This is a genomic window from Sphingomonas flavida, from assembly GCF_036663655.1.
Classification (GTDB): domain Bacteria; phylum Pseudomonadota; class Alphaproteobacteria; order Sphingomonadales; family Sphingomonadaceae; genus Sphingomonas.
Genome location: NZ_JAXOJH010000021.1, coordinates 12,610 through 26,021, shown reverse-complemented (window position 1 = coordinate 26,021; position 13,412 = coordinate 12,610). Strand labels below are relative to the sequence as shown.

The following is a 13,412-nucleotide window of genomic DNA, read 5'->3' as shown; positions in this document are numbered from 1 at the left end:
ATGAACCTGGCCTAGTCGACCCGGTCATGAACCCCGCACAGACCGCCTTGCTGGACGCGCTTCGGCCCATTCTGGGTGACAAGGGCATCGTCACCGACCCTGCGCTGATCGCACCATGGGAAATCGACTGGCGACGGCGCTTTTCAGGCCATGCGCCCGCGATCCTGGCGCCCGCCGACACGGGTCAGGTGCAGGCGGTGTTGCGCGCAGCGGCGGAGTACCGGGTGCCGCTGGTGCCGCAGGGAGGCAACAGCTCGATGGTCGGGGGAGCGACGCCGCCCGGGGATGGCTCGGCGCTGATCCTGTCGACGCGGCGCATGAACCGCATCCGGCGAATCGAATCGGATGCGGCAATGGTCGTGGCCGAGGCGGGCGTGATTCTCGCCGATCTTCAGGATGCCGCCGAGGGGGAGGGGGCACGCTTTCCGCTAACCCTGGGGGCAAAGGGCAATGCGACGGTCGGCGGGCTCGTCTCGACCAATGCGGGCGGCACGCAGGTGCTGCGCTTCGGCACGATGCGCGGGCTGACCCTGGGGGTCGAAGCGGTGCTGCCCGACGGCACGCTCCATGACGGGCTGTCGGCGTTGAAGAAGGACAATCGCGGCTATGATCTGGGCCAGTTGCTGATCGGCGCGGAGGGGACGCTGGGCATCGTCACCGCCGCCGCGCTGCGGCTGGCGCCGGGCATCGCGCGGTCGGCCACCGCCTGGGTCGGGCTGTCCGATCCGGCGGCGGGGCTAACGCTGCTGCGCCGGTTGCAGGCGGCAAGCGACATGATCGAGAGTTTCGAGATCATGCCCGCCGAAAGCCTGGCCGCCGCCGTCGCGCACCTGCCCGGCGCGCGTCGCCCGCTGGATGGCACGCATCCCTGGCACATCCTGATCGAGGCGGTGACCGGCGATCCGCAGGCGGACCCGGCCGCGATGCTGGAGGCGCAACTGGCCCGCGCGATCGAGGACGGGGTCGTCGCCGATGCGGTGATCGCCGCGTCGCAGGCGCAGAGCGAGGCGTTCTGGCTGCTTCGCCATTCGCTGTCAGATGCCGAGCGCGCACTGGGCCCGGCGGTGCAGCATGATATCGCGGTGCCGGTCGATGCGATGCCGCGCTTCATGGTCGAGGCGGCGGCAACCTGCGACGCGCGCTTCCCCGGCACCCATGCCTCCGGCTTCGGGCATCTGGGCGACGGCAATATCCATTTCCACGTCCGCGCCGCCCCCGGCACCGACCGCGACCGTTTCTATGCCGAGGAGGCGGGCGTCATCACGCGCTTCGTCCACGACCTGGTCATGGCGGCGGGCGGCACCATTTCGGCCGAGCACGGCATCGGCCAGATGAAGCGCGACGAACTCGCCCGCCTGTCCCCGGAGCGGGTCGCGGCGATCCGCGCCATCAAGACGGCGCTCGATCCGCACGGTCTGTTCAATCCGGGAAAGCTCGTCGCTTGCGCATGACGCGCTAGGCCCATAGACACGTGGCCAGAACATGCGGCCGGGGGGCTCGCATGGTTCCGGTTTTTTGGAGAACATCATGGCGAGCGCGCCGTCCCTTCCGCTTTTCTACAACGGCCTGGAGCCGCTTTCGAGCGAGGCTCATGCCAATTACAAGGTCCGTCCGCAGGAGACGGCACCGTTCCTGGTCGGGCAGCACGCGATCCCCGTGACCGTCGATGAATTCCCGCTGGTCCAGCGTTTCATGCCGATCGTCTTCTCGGTCGGCGACCAGCCGATCCCGCTGGCGCTGATGGGCCTGAACGAGGGTGTGAACGTCTTCGTCGACGACGAGGGCCGCCTTAGCGAGACGAACTTCTACGTCCCCGCCTATATCCGCCGCTATCCGTACATGCTGGCCAAGCTTCGCCCCGAGGCCGAAGAGCTGTCGCTGTGCTTCGACCCGACCTCGCCGACGATCGGCGCGTTCGACGATGGCGAGGCGCTGTTCGACGGCAACCAGCCGAGCGAGCTGACCAAGAACATCCTGCAGTTCAACGAATCGTTCGAACAGGCCGGTGCCCGCACCCAGAACTTCATGACCGAGCTGGCCGAGATGGGCCTGCTGATGGACGGCGAAGTCTCGATCCAGCCGGAAGGTGCGGACCAGCCCTTCATCTATCGCGGTTTCCAGATGATCAACGAGGAAAAGCTCGTCGACCTGCGTGGCGACCAGCTGCGCAAGATGAGCCAGTCGGGCATGCTCCCGCTGCTCTATGCGCATCTCTTCTCGCTCTCGCTGATGCGCGACATCTTCGCGCGCCAGGCGCAGCAGGGCAAGATGCCGCAGCCCCAGCTCCAGCCGCTGGGCTGATGTGATGCGCGGGCAGGCTACCTCCGGTCCGCGCTACAGCCGGGTCGCGATCGTCTTTCACTGGACGATCGCGGCCCTGGTCGTCGCCAATCTGGCCATCGGGCTGCTCCATGAGAGCCTGTTGCCCGGCACCATCCCGCTGCACAAGTCGATCGGCCTGACCGTGCTGGCGCTGACCGCCGCGCGGATCGTCTGGCGTCTGGGGCACCGCCCGCCGCCGCTTCCCGCCGAAGTCCCTGCCTGGGCCCGTGGCAGCGCCCATGCGCTGCACGCCACCCTCTACCTCCTGATGATCGCCATGCCGATGACCGGCTGGGCGATGGGATCGGGCCGCGACGTGCCAAGCCCCGTCAGCTGGTTCGGCCTGTTCGACGTGCCGCCCCTGCCGATCGGCAAGGCCGCCGGCCGGTTCGGGCACGAAGCGCATGAGATCCTTGGCTGGGTCATGCTGGCGCTGGTCGTGATCCACGTCGCGGCGGCGTTGCGCCATCATTTCCTGCTACGCGATGGCCTGCTCGCGCGGATGGGTTTTCGCGCACGCTGAGCGCGTTCGCAGGACTCCCTTACGAACTCCCGATTGCCCCGGTGATGGACTGGCGCTGCGGAATCGGCGCGGACGGCCGGAATGGGTGGAGAGCAGCGATTCGTGCGCTTGGGACTTGACTGCCCAAGGTCGGTCTACCTTCATTTCATTCCTCCCCTGTAAGGGGAGGTGGCAGGCCGAAGGCCTGACGGAGGGGTGTCCCGGCCTGAACGTCGGTCAATCCTAGCTATGACGCTCTGCGATGATCCATCCGGCAGCCACGGTCGGAAGTATCAGCAGGAACGACCAGTCGTCCGCATCAGGAACGTCCAGAAGGTGCAGGAGCCACTGGCCTACAGACATCGCGGCGTTGCAGAGTAAGATGAGCGCGAAGATCGCCAGTATTCCAACCGGGCCATCGCAATCGCTCATCATGTGGAGCGAACCAGCCCATCGCCATAGGCCCTGCCGAAGGGCGCCCAGCCGTCCCGCCACCACCCGTTACGAAAAAATGACGAATTGTGGGGCGGAGGGTTGAACCAAATAGGCCCTTTCCTATTTATACCAGTACGACATCGTGTCCCCCCCTTTCGCGGTGTCGTGCGACACGCTTTCAGCGTGTCTCCTCCCTGAACCTTGGCCACCTCGCGCTCTCCCCCTTGCGCGAGGTGGTTTTTTATTCGGCGGCGAGCGCGTGGGCCTGGCCCAGCGCTTCGGCAGCGAGTGCCGACAGGATGCGACGGACGAGCAGCACGGTCGCGTCGAAGCCGGGCCCCGGCGCCTCCAGCGCGGCATCGAGATAGAGCGAACGATCGAGTTCCAGTTGGACCGCGTGGATACCGCGCCGGGGATCGCCCTGCCGCTCGACGATATGACCCCCGGCATAGGGCGTGTTGCGCGTGACCGCGAAACCGCTGGCGCGTACTTCCGTCTCGATGCGGCGGATGAAGCGGGTCGCGGCGGTGGTGCCGTGGCGGTCGCCGATCACCAGCCGGGGCACGATCCCCGGTGCGCCCAGCGGCGGCATGGAATGCAGGTCCAGCAACACTGCTAGGCCGTATCGCGCGCGCGCCTCGGCCAGCCGTTCCGCCAGCGCCTGATGATAGGGGCGGTGGTCGGCCGCGATCCGGGCGAGCATCTCGGCATCGCTGAACCGCCGGTTCCAGATATCGCCATGCCCCGCCACCCGGCGCGGGACAAGGCCCAACCCGCTGCGCAGCTTGGCGGAGGAGCGTGGCGCCATCCGGGCCCCTTCGTCGATCAGGGCGTCACGCTCGCGCTCGTCGCGGTTCAGGTCGATCCACGCGCGCGGCACGGTCTGCACCAGCATCGGCTGGGCGGTGCGCGCGCCCTCCGCGACCAGATCGACCAGCCGGTCCTCCAGCGTCATGACCGCCGACAGCGGCACGCGCAGATCGGCCGTCATGCCAGCGGGATAGGCACGCCCGCCATGCGGGACCGAGATCACGACCGGCCCGTCGCCATCGAGGCTGTAGAAGGACGCGCCGGGGTTCGGGTGAGCCATGCGACCGACCCTAATCCGACCGAAAGGGCGAGGGAAGTCGCGCTTCTGGTCTGGAATTCTTAACGGCCCCGCCGGTACACCGGACCGAACGATGAATCGGGATCAAACAATGTTTCATATCCTGCTGGCCGAAGACGACGAGGTCATGCGCGAATATCTCTCACGGGCGCTGACGCGGTCGGGTTACCGGGTGTCGGCGGTCGACCGGGGCACGGCGGCGATCCCGCTCCTGGAGAGCGAACGCTTCGACCTGTTGCTCACCGATATCGTCATGCCCGAGATGGACGGCATCGAACTCGCCCAGCGCGCCGCCGCGATGGTGCCCGACCTGCGCGTGATGTTCATCACCGGCTTCGCCGCCGTCACGCTGAAGGCAGGACAGGCGGTGCCCAACGCGCGCGTGCTGTCCAAGCCCTTCCACCTGCGCGACCTGGTGATGGAGGTGGATCGACTTTTTTTGCCGGATTCGGTCGATGGCGCGATTTAGGGCTTGCCAGACCCGTCCAAACTGCTAATTGCCCGGCCTCCGGCGGGCGTGTAGCTCAGTGGTAGAGCACTGTGTTGACATCGCAGGGGTCGCAAGTTCAATCCTTGCCACGCCCACCATCGAAAACCCCGCTAGGCCAACGGCTTAGCGGGGTTTTTGGTTTTCTGGCCCCCGAGTTGCGCGTCACGGTTTTGCGTGCCTTTTGCGTGTCATGCCGAGTGGAACATCCGGGTTTACGGGGGCCTCGAGGGCACTAGGGCGGCTGCGCCAGCGGATTGGGAACGGCAGCGATGGCGTGAAAACGACTGGCCATCATACCTGCCGCCGCCGTCCATCGGGATCGACTTGCGTGGGTTTTGCGTGAAGCGGCGTCGCCATCTTCCGCGCCAGCTCGGAGGCAATGTCCTCCAGCGCCTGCTTGGTCTGGATGAGATAGGCCGGGCTGAAGATCACGTAGCGCCGCGTCGATGGCGGCAGCACCACGTGACCGAGCGCCAGCGGGATTTCCTGCTGCGAGACGCCACGCTGTGCGATCAAGGTCGCCATGCTGTGGCGCATCAGCTTGGGGCCGAAGCCAACTGGCACCCCGAACCGCCTTGCCATGACGCTCCACGCCTTTTTGACGTCTGCCACGGGCCGCTGAACGACCCAACGGTCCTCATCCTCCTCTGCCACGCTCTCGTGACAGACCAGCCGGTCGTCCGTCGCCTCCAGCCAGTTCGCCAGGAGCGATGTGACGGGGAGCGCTGGTCGATTTTTGCGCGTCTGGATCCGCCCCGCGGGGTTGAGGTCGAACACGCCGGCGTTGCGGTGCCATTGCTATCGGTCGGGCCGCACCGAGATGTCGTAGAGCGCATCCGGCCGCGCCAGCGTGCAGATCGCACCGATCAGGTAGCGGCGCAGTGGCATCAGTCGTGCCGGATGCGCCTGAGCTCCGGGTCTCCTTCCGCCGTATAGTCGAGCATCTCGGCGATCTGGTCGAGCGAGAGGCGGAAGTTGCGCTCCGGCGTCACGGCGGCGCGGGGCAGGTGCTTCAGTTCGGGCACCGCCTCCATACGCTTCACATTGAACCGCAAGGCTGCCTTCAGCTGAATGATGCTCTCCTCGACCGTGGACTTCGCCCGTTCGCGCCTCGACACGGTCCATTCCCCGGTTTCCCGGTCACGCCGCCGCTGGGTCACCCGATCGATCTCGCTCCCCCATTCTCGAAATCGCGTCAGCCAATCGTTGTGCAGCACCTTTGGCAGCACGGGTTCACGTAGAACTCCAGTCTCGATCTCATGGCCGATAAACCGTCTTACGAGCTTCAGCCGGGCCCGCATCGCATCGGCGCTGGACCGTTTGGACCCGTGCAGTATCCAATAGTCGATCATCGCTTGATGGATCGTGTAGGACGCCTTGTCGTCGTCGGCTGGCTGGTGACACGCCAGATAGTGACGGTCTAGCGCCTGGATCGCTAGCCGAACATCATCTGCGCGCGTGCTGCGTCGCTGCATTCGGCCGGAGACCGGGTCGTACCAACAGATGTAGAGGTTCGGGCTGACGACCTCGCCGCCCTTGCCCCGGAGGTGATCGAGGTGGAATTCACCCCGGCGGTAGAAAACTTTCGGTGCCGGCACTGCGCTTTTTCCTTCAGGATTTCGCTTCGCGCCTTTCCAAGCAGGTTCACTGCACCCACCAGGGTGAGGAGGTCGAGATCCTCCGACTTGAGGTTGATGCCCCGGTCCGTCTGGATCGCACGGGCGATCTTGCGGTCGAGCCGCAGGATGGCGTCGGCGGTTGCCGCGTCGATCATGTCCTGGGGGAGGACCGGGCCGGTCCCCGGCGTCATCGCGACGGTGCCGCCGGCGTCCGCGTCGATGCTCATCATGTCTTTTCCTTCCTGACGTGGGTAACCCCCACGTGCAGGGTCTTCTTCTCAACCGAAGTGGTCGTCGGTGACCTCCAGGCGATCCGCGATCTCGCGTCGCGAGACAGTGACGCCGACATCGGCGGCGATGACCGGCCATTCGGCCAGCGCGCCGCGCGTCCGGTCGATGATCCGGGCGATGTCGCGATCCGACAGGCCATGGCGTCGGCCCAGCGCAAGGACGTGGGCGCGGGTCGGGGTGCGGCCTTCGCCTTCGACCGCCAGATAGTGTTCGCCGCCTGGACCAACCGAGAAGGTCAAGTCATAGGCCGGGGCTAGCCGCCACTCGCCGCTCGGTCCCATCAGATAGCTGTGCTGCCGGGTGTGATCGTCGCGGTTGTGCGCCAGGACGTTGAAGACCATGCGGCGGAACGCTTGTTCGACGTCGCCGGCATGGCGGGTGATCGCCATAGTCGCACGCAGGAATCCGTCATAGTCGAGGCTCGGCATCTCGGACGGGGCTTCGGCTGCCCCGGCGAGGGATACCATGTGCAGCCGGCGCCCGGGGGCCGGTCGATCGAAGCGGCGCGTCGCGAAATAGCCCGGTCCATCGCGCTCGGGCAGAACGCAGGATTCCGCGATCGTCAGTCCGGCGGTCCGGGCCATGCGCGCATAGGCTTCCTCGACCGGGCCGATATCGACGGGATCGCCGGTCGCGCGGAACTTGACGATCCAGGCGTCATGGCCGTCCGCGGCCTCGCCGACGCTGATCGCACCGTCGGGGGCGAAGCCGACATGGACCTTGGGACGAGCGCCGCCCGACGCGCCCCCCAGCGCCGCCAGCGTGTCGACCAGTGCGCCCTCGTTCCCGGCGAGGAGCAACCGCGATTCCTCGGCCAGGGCATCTAGGTCGATCGTCCCGATCGCTTCGTCGGGTGTAGTGGCTGGCTGATAGACCAGCGCGCCACGGCCACCGACGCCGATGATCGCCAGCTGATCGACCGGGTTCAGCGTGTCGAACTGGACGTCGATCCTGGCGAGGCGACGTCGCAGCAACAGCCGTCCCCAGGCGTCGGGCAGGCTGTCCGCCAGGAAGCCGTGCAGTCTGCCGAACGAGCGGCTCCGCGCTGCATGCAAACCTGGTTCCGGCGGATAGAGCAGCGAAGCGACTGACAAGCCACTGCGGATCACGTCGGGCGACCATTCGAGCTGAGCGACGCCACTGGCCATCACGATCCTGCCAGCTGGCGCAGCGGGCGCGGCATCGTCGAACGCCAGTGCGAGCCCCAGCGGAGCCCCCGGCCTCAGCTTCACGATGTGGCCCTCGACGCGGCCCGGCGGCGGCGCTTCGGTGCAGTGCGTTCTGTCATCCGGTTTTGCTCCAGCAGCGCATCCATCGAACTGGCCACCGGCTCCGGGAAGAGGGCGAACAGATCCTGCTCGCACCGTAGCGCCACGGCCGCGCGGACGAGGTCGTCGATCGACGCCTTGCCCTCGGTCTCCAGGCGCCGCCAAGTGCGATAGGAGACCCCGGCGCGGGCTGCCGCATCGACCTGTGTCAGGTTCATCGTCAGTCGGCGGCGCTGGACCTTCTGGCCGATTTCTGCGGAAATCTCGCTCGGCGCGTACATCATCGTCCGTATATGGACCGTAATTACCATTTTAGCAATTTTAGAGGCCATATACGGACGGTTCTATTGTGTCAGCACGGCAGCACGCCGGGCGATCGCGAGCATCAGGCCGGTGTCGAAGGCGTGGCCCAGCGATCCCTCGACGAAACGGTCGGCGCGCAGCAGATAGGTCAGGACCCAGCCGATCTGGTCGGCCGTCGCATCGGTGATCGCGGAGGGATCCTGGGTCAGGCGCAGCAATGTCGCGCGCGCCGCGTCCGTTACCGGGCGGTGATAAGGAGCCGCGACATCCTCGGTCGCGATTACCGCGACGAAGGCGGAGGCGGAGGCGGGATCGGAGAGCCGGAGCCAGGCCATGGTGATGACTCCCTCGGCCGAGCGTTCCGGCTTGGTCCATTCGCCGGCCACGAAAGCGGGATCGGCCAGGACGGGGGCGAAGGCGGTGATGTTGCGAAGCGTGGCGATGTCCATATGCTGATCCTAACCGCGCCATGAGGGGCGGGCATCGTTTTTGCGTAATGGCTATATCATGACCGACCCGCTCGACCGCGACCTTGCCCGACTGGCCCACCATGCGACCCCGGCGGCGCTGGACGATGTGGAGCGACGTATCGCCGCCGCGATCGCGGCTCCGGACCGCGCCGACACGGGATTTTCCGGCGGCCTGGTGCTGGCGGGCGGGGCGGCGCTGCTGCTGGGGGTGGCCGGAGGGGGCGTGATGGCGGGCCGGATCGAAGCGCGCGAGCGTCCGCCGGTTATGGTCGCGGCGCTGGATAGCGGGCTGGAAACCGGCCTTGCGCCCTCCACCCTGCTGCTCGGCCGGTGAGCGCGGTGTTGCGCCGCCATCTGCTGACCATGGTCATCGCCTTTATCGCGGCGCTGGCGGGGGTCTGGGTCGGATGTCGGTTGATGATGCCCGCCGCGCCGCCGCCTAGCGATCTGCACGCGCTGGTCCACCGCGAGATCGCGCTCGACGCGCGGCAGAAGGGTGCGCTCGACCAGCTTGAGGCGCAATTCGCGGTCACGCGCGCGGGGCTTCAGGCGCGGCTGCGGGCGGACAATGTCCGGCTGGCCGCCGCGATCGAGGCCGAGCATCGTGACGGCCCGCGCGTCGCCCAGGCGATCGACGCGGTGCATCGGTCGATGGGCGACCTGCAAAAGGCGACGCTGGCGCATGTCTTTGCGATGCGCGCCCAGCTTCACCCCGATCAGGCGGCGACCTTCGACCGGCTGGTGGTGGCCAAGCTGACCGATACGGCGGGTTAAGCGGGCGCGTGGGCGACCGCGACCTGGCGGGACTGGCCGATGGCGATCTGGTCGCGTTGGCGCTGGGCGAGCGGCCGGGCGCCTATGCCGCGCTCGTCACCCGGCACAAGGCGGCGCTGTACCGCCTGATCCTGGCGCATGTCCGCGATGCCGACGAAGCGTTGGACCTGGTTCAGGAGAGCTTCGTCGCGGCGCATGGTGCGCTGGCGCGGTTCGATGCGGCGCGCTCCTTTCGCGCCTGGCTCAGCCGTATCGCGCTCAACAAGTGCCGGGACTGGGCGCGGCGGCGGCGGGTACGTGCGATGCTGTCGCGCGTCCTGCCGGTCGAGGCGGTCGAGGCGGTGGCCGATGACCGGATCGGTGCGGAGGCGGCGGCGATCGAGCGCGATTCGCTGGTCCGGACGCTGGCCGCGCTCGACGCGCTGCCCGACGCCTTGCGCGCGCCGCTGCTACTGTGTGCGGTCGAGGGGTTGAGCCAGGCCGAGGCGGGCGAGGCGCTGGGGTTGAGCGCCAAGGCGGTCGAACTGCGCATTCGCCGGGCCCGCGCCGTGCTGCGCGAACGAACGGGGTGAGGGGAGGCGCTTCGGCATGCGTATAGCGGGGCATGACCGATTCCACGACGTTGATGCGCCGCCGTGACCTGCTGGCCGGTGGCGTGGGCCTGGGCACGCTGGCCGCCATGCCCGCTTGGGCGCAGCACCATTCGCCCGGGCTGTCGCCGCGCGCCGAACTGAGCGGGCCCGACATCACCCTGACCGTCGCGCGCCAGCACATGATGATCGACGGCAAGCCCTATCACGCGATCGGCATCAACGGGTCGACGCCCGCCCCGCTGATCCGCCTGCGCGAGGGGCAGCGGGCGCGGATCACCGTGGTCAACGCCCTGGACGAGGAGACGTCGATCCACTGGCACGGGCTGCTCCTGCCTTTTCAGATGGACGGGGTGCCGGGGATCAGCTTTCCAGGCATCCCGGCGGGCGGGCGCTTCACCTATGAGTTTCCGGTCGTCCAGTCCGGGACCTACTGGTATCACAGCCATTCGGGTTTGCAGGAGCAGGAAGGGCATTACGGTCCGATCGTCATCGACCCCGCCGGGCCCGATCCGATCATGTCCGACCGCGAGCATGTGGTCGTGCTGTCCGATCACAGCCCGCTTCACCCCCATGCGATCTTTCGGCGACTGAAGATGCAGGGCGGCTATTTCAACTATCAGAAGCAGACTTTGGCGGGGTTGCTGGCGGGCCGGGACCAGCCCCTGGCCGAGCGGATGGACTGGGGCCGGATGCGGATGGACCCCAGCGACGTGTCCGACGTGACGGGATCGACCTATCGTTACCTCGTCAACGGGCATGGTCCGGCGGACAACTGGACCGGCCTGTTCTCGCCGGGCGAGCGGGTGCGGCTGCGCATCATAAACGCCTCGGCGATGACCAACTTCAACATCCGCATTCCCGGCCTGACGCTCAGCGTCGTGCAGGCGGACGGGCTGGCGGTGCAGCCGGTGACGGTCGACGAACTGCAGATCGCCGTGGCCGAGACCTATGACGTGATCGTCACCCCGACCGACGACCGGGCCTATACGCTGGTCGCCGAGACCTGGGATCGATCGGGCATGGCGCGCGGTACGCTGGCCCCGCGCATGGGGATGGTCGCGCCGGTGCCCGCGCTGCGCCCCCGGCCGCTGGCGACGATGAAGGATATGGGGATGGGTGGCATGGACCATGGCGGCGGCGGTGGTTCGGCGGGCTGTATGCCCGAACACGCCGCGATGGGCCATTGTAACTCCGACGGCATGACGGGGATGGCGCACGGCCAGATGGACCATGGCGGCATGGGCCATTCCATGCGGGACTTCGCCAATGCGCCGGGCCTGCCGCGCACGCCCGTGGTGCAGACGGTCGCGCCGATGCCCGTCGACCGCACCGGCGAGCCGCCCCAGGGGCTCGGCGAAGTCGGCCACCGGGTGCTGACCTATCGCGACCTGAAGAGCATCGCCGTCAATCCCGATGTCCGGGTGCCGTCGCGCGCGCTGACCATCCACCTGACCGGGAATATGGAACGCTACATGTGGGCGTTCGACGGGGTGAAGCTGAACGCCGTGACCGCGCCGATCCCGTTCCGGCTGGGCGAGCGGGTGCGCGTCACCCTGGTCAACGATACGATGATGGCGCATCCCATCCATCTGCACGGCCATTTCTTCGAGCTGGTGACCGGGCACGGCGATCACGCGCCGCGCAAGCACACGGTCAATGTCGCGCCGGGCGGTACCGTGACCTTCGACCTGACCGCCGATGCGGAGGGCGACTGGGCCTTTCACTGCCACATGCTCTATCACATGCATGCGGGTATGATGCAGGTCGTGACGGTCCGGCGCGATGCGAAGGCGGAGGTCGCGGCATGATCCTGATCGCGCTCCTGCTCGCCGAACCCCAGCATCAGCATGACATGATGCCGGGCATGGCGATGCCCGGCATGACGATGCCCAAGGCCAAGCCCCCGGCGCGCAAGCAACCCGCGCCGCGCGCCAAGGCCGTCGTGAAGAAGGCAAAGCCGCGCAGCGCTCCCCGTCGCGTATCGGGCTGTACGCCCGAACATGCTGCGATGGGGCATTGCGGTACGGGGAAGGCTGTCCGAACACAGGGCGCCGCCGCCAAGGAGCATGGCGGGATGCCGGGCATGGCGATGGACCATGGGGCGATGCCCGGCATGGTCGCCAAGTCCGGCGCATCCGCCTGTACGACCGAGCATGAGGCGATGGGGCACTGCCGCATGGCAGAGTCGCCCCAGGGACGGCAGGGCAAGGCTCCCGTGATGGACCATGGTGGGATGCCGGGCATGGCGATGGATCATGGAACGATGCCGGGCATGGCCTCCAAGCCCGGCGCACCCGTCTGTACGCCCGAGCATGAAGCGATGGGGCATTGTCGTTCGGCGGTGTCGACCCAGGGACAGGATGGTGCGGCAACCATGCCGGGGATGGTGATGGACCACGGTGCCATGCCGGGCATGGTGGCGGGGCAGGGGATGGTGGGCCATGCTCCGCCCCCGGCGGCCCCGACCGACAGGGCGGCGGACCGGTTCTACGACCCCGCCGTCATGGCCGCCGCGAACGCGCAGATGCGGGCCGAGCATGGCGGCATGCCCTTCTCGCAGATCTTGTTCAACCTCGCCGAAATCCAGGTTCGCGACGGCCGCGACGGCTATCGCTGGGACGGGGAGGGATGGTTCGGCGGCGACATTCACCGGCTGGTCGTGAAGACCGAGGGCGAGGGCACGCTGGGCGGGACCATCGGCGCGGCCGAGGTGCAGGCACTTTATGCCCGCGCGATCGACCCTTATTGGAATCTCCAGGCGGGCCTGCGTCAGGATGTCGGGTCGGGCGCGCGGCGTACCTATGCGGTGATCGGCATCGAGGGTTTGGCCCCCTATTGGTTCGATATCGAGGGCGCGCTGTTCCTGTCCGACAAGGGCGAGGTCCTGGCTCGTGCCGAGGCCTGGGTCGACCAGCGCCTGACCCAGCGGGCGATCCTGCAACCGCGGCTGGAGGTGAATCTGGCCGCGCAGGACGTACCCGAACAGCGGATCGCGGCGGGCGTGTCCAATATCGAACTGGGCCTGCGCCTGCGGTACGAGATCGCCCGCGAGTTCGCCCCCTATGTCGGGGTGAACTGGGAACGGCGCTATGGCCCGGCGGCGGGCAGCGGCGCGGCGTTGGCGCTGGGCATCCGCACCTGGTTCTGAATGGCTGTTCAAAAATGCGCTGGAAGCGCATTTGGCGGCACCGGCCCGCTCCCCCACCCGGCCTCCCACAGAATATTCTGGATGGGAGG

The 13,412-nt window shown here is 67.5% G+C and carries 16 protein-coding genes and 1 tRNA gene; 10 read left to right on the top strand and 7 right to left on the bottom strand.

The features are described from left to right. The first annotated feature begins 26 nt into the window (after positions 1–26). The 3 genes from U1703_RS16935 to U1703_RS16925 all read left to right on the top strand — a co-directional run bounded on the left by U1703_RS16935 (position 27) and on the right by U1703_RS16925 (position 2,845). Positions 27–1,451, top strand: a complete 1,425-nt coding sequence (locus U1703_RS16935; protein ID WP_332786643.1) for an FAD-binding oxidoreductase — start codon at positions 27–29, stop codon at positions 1,449–1,451. A gap of 76 nt (positions 1,452–1,527) precedes the next feature. Next, positions 1,528–2,301, top strand: coding sequence for a SapC family protein (locus tag U1703_RS16930; RefSeq protein ID WP_320453874.1), 774 nt, complete (start codon positions 1,528–1,530; stop codon positions 2,299–2,301). Positions 2,302–2,305: 4 nt separating this feature from the next. Continuing rightward, on the top strand, positions 2,306–2,845 hold the full coding sequence (locus U1703_RS16925) for a cytochrome b (protein ID WP_332786642.1): 540 nt from the start codon (positions 2,306–2,308) through the stop codon (positions 2,843–2,845). A gap of 655 nt (positions 2,846–3,500) precedes the next feature. Here U1703_RS16925 and U1703_RS16920 read toward each other — a convergent pair. Next, positions 3,501–4,349: an N-formylglutamate amidohydrolase gene (locus tag U1703_RS16920; protein ID WP_332786641.1), complete on the bottom strand. Its 849-nt coding sequence runs from the start codon at positions 4,347–4,349 to the stop codon at positions 3,501–3,503. Positions 4,350–4,458: 109 nt separating this feature from the next. On the opposite strand from U1703_RS16920, the gene cpdR reads away from it, so the two are divergent. Both cpdR and U1703_RS16910 read left to right on the top strand, forming a co-directional pair. Continuing rightward, entirely contained in the window at positions 4,459–4,836 is a 378-nt protein-coding gene (gene cpdR, locus U1703_RS16915; protein WP_332786640.1) for a cell cycle two-component system response regulator CpdR, read from the top strand. Between the two features lie 44 nt (positions 4,837–4,880). Beyond that, positions 4,881–4,955, top strand: a tRNA-Val gene (locus tag U1703_RS16910). Positions 4,956–5,148: 193 nt separating this feature from the next. On the opposite strand, the gene U1703_RS16905 is transcribed toward U1703_RS16910, so the two are convergent. The 6 genes from U1703_RS16905 to U1703_RS16880 form a co-directional block, all read right to left on the bottom strand. Beyond that, on the bottom strand, positions 5,149–5,634 hold the full coding sequence (locus tag U1703_RS16905) for a site-specific integrase (protein ID WP_332786639.1): 486 nt from the start codon (positions 5,632–5,634) through the stop codon (positions 5,149–5,151). A 110-nt stretch (positions 5,635–5,744) separates the two neighbouring features. Next, on the bottom strand, positions 5,745–6,209 hold the full coding sequence (locus U1703_RS16900) for a hypothetical protein (RefSeq protein ID WP_332786638.1): 465 nt from the start codon (positions 6,207–6,209) through the stop codon (positions 5,745–5,747). 83 nt (positions 6,210–6,292) lie between these two features. Beyond that, complete coding sequence (locus tag U1703_RS16895) at positions 6,293–6,706, bottom strand: hypothetical protein (protein WP_332786637.1); 414 nt, start codon at positions 6,704–6,706, stop codon at positions 6,293–6,295. A 48-nt stretch (positions 6,707–6,754) separates the two neighbouring features. Next, positions 6,755–7,999 carry a type II toxin-antitoxin system HipA family toxin gene (locus U1703_RS16890; RefSeq protein WP_332786636.1) on the bottom strand — a complete coding sequence of 415 codons (1,245 nt, stop codon included), beginning with the start codon at positions 7,997–7,999 and terminating at the stop codon, positions 6,755–6,757. Further along, positions 7,996–8,319 (bottom strand): helix-turn-helix domain-containing protein, encoded by a 324-nt coding sequence (locus tag U1703_RS16885; protein ID WP_332786635.1) that lies wholly within the window; start codon positions 8,317–8,319, stop codon positions 7,996–7,998. Before U1703_RS16885 ends, U1703_RS16890 begins: the two co-directional genes overlap by 4 nt. Before the next feature lie 60 nt (positions 8,320–8,379). Further along, positions 8,380–8,787, bottom strand: coding sequence for a DUF6508 domain-containing protein (locus U1703_RS16880; RefSeq protein ID WP_332786634.1), 408 nt, complete (start codon positions 8,785–8,787; stop codon positions 8,380–8,382). Positions 8,788–8,845: 58 nt separating this feature from the next. Here U1703_RS16880 and U1703_RS16875 point away from each other — a divergent pair, with 58 nt between their 5' ends. From U1703_RS16875 to U1703_RS16855, 5 genes are read left to right on the top strand one after another with little or no spacing between them, the layout of a single operon-like run. Beyond that, on the top strand, positions 8,846–9,142 hold the full coding sequence (locus U1703_RS16875) for a hypothetical protein (RefSeq protein WP_320453883.1): 297 nt from the start codon (positions 8,846–8,848) through the stop codon (positions 9,140–9,142). Positions 9,143–9,147: 5 nt separating this feature from the next. Further along, positions 9,148–9,582 carry a periplasmic heavy metal sensor gene (locus tag U1703_RS16870; RefSeq protein ID WP_332786633.1) on the top strand — a complete coding sequence of 145 codons (435 nt, stop codon included), beginning with the start codon at positions 9,148–9,150 and terminating at the stop codon, positions 9,580–9,582. Between the two features lie 8 nt (positions 9,583–9,590). Further along, positions 9,591–10,154 (top strand): RNA polymerase sigma factor, encoded by a 564-nt coding sequence (locus tag U1703_RS16865; RefSeq protein WP_332786632.1) that lies wholly within the window; start codon positions 9,591–9,593, stop codon positions 10,152–10,154. 32 nt (positions 10,155–10,186) lie between these two features. Then, entirely contained in the window at positions 10,187–11,983 is a 1,797-nt protein-coding gene (locus tag U1703_RS16860) for a copper resistance system multicopper oxidase (RefSeq protein WP_443025830.1), read from the top strand. Continuing rightward, complete coding sequence (locus U1703_RS16855) at positions 11,980–13,323, top strand: copper resistance protein B (protein ID WP_332786631.1); 1,344 nt, start codon at positions 11,980–11,982, stop codon at positions 13,321–13,323. The genes U1703_RS16860 and U1703_RS16855 overlap by 4 nt, the downstream gene beginning before the upstream one ends. Positions 13,324–13,412: the final 89 nt, after the last annotated feature.

Coding starts and splice junctions, on each gene's coding strand:
- U1703_RS16935 (WP_332786643.1), top strand. CDS start 27: ATGAACCCCGCACAGACCGCCTTGCTGGACGCGCTTCGGCCCATTCTG.
- U1703_RS16930 (WP_320453874.1), top strand. CDS start 1,528: ATGGCGAGCGCGCCGTCCCTTCCGCTTTTCTACAACGGCCTGGAGCCG.
- U1703_RS16925 (WP_332786642.1), top strand. CDS start 2,306: ATGCGCGGGCAGGCTACCTCCGGTCCGCGCTACAGCCGGGTCGCGATC.
- U1703_RS16920 (WP_332786641.1), bottom strand. CDS start 4,349: ATGGCTCACCCGAACCCCGGCGCGTCCTTCTACAGCCTCGATGGCGAC.
- cpdR (WP_332786640.1), top strand. CDS start 4,459: ATGTTTCATATCCTGCTGGCCGAAGACGACGAGGTCATGCGCGAATAT.
- U1703_RS16900 (WP_332786638.1), bottom strand. CDS start 6,209: ATGATCGACTATTGGATACTGCACGGGTCCAAACGGTCCAGCGCCGAT.
- U1703_RS16895 (WP_332786637.1), bottom strand. CDS start 6,706: ATGATGAGCATCGACGCGGACGCCGGCGGCACCGTCGCGATGACGCCG.
- U1703_RS16885 (WP_332786635.1), bottom strand. CDS start 8,319: ATGATGTACGCGCCGAGCGAGATTTCCGCAGAAATCGGCCAGAAGGTC.
- U1703_RS16880 (WP_332786634.1), bottom strand. CDS start 8,787: ATGGACATCGCCACGCTTCGCAACATCACCGCCTTCGCCCCCGTCCTG.
- U1703_RS16875 (WP_320453883.1), top strand. CDS start 8,846: ATGACCGACCCGCTCGACCGCGACCTTGCCCGACTGGCCCACCATGCG.
- U1703_RS16860 (WP_443025830.1), top strand. CDS start 10,187: ATGACCGATTCCACGACGTTGATGCGCCGCCGTGACCTGCTGGCCGGT.
- U1703_RS16855 (WP_332786631.1), top strand. CDS start 11,980: ATGATCCTGATCGCGCTCCTGCTCGCCGAACCCCAGCATCAGCATGAC.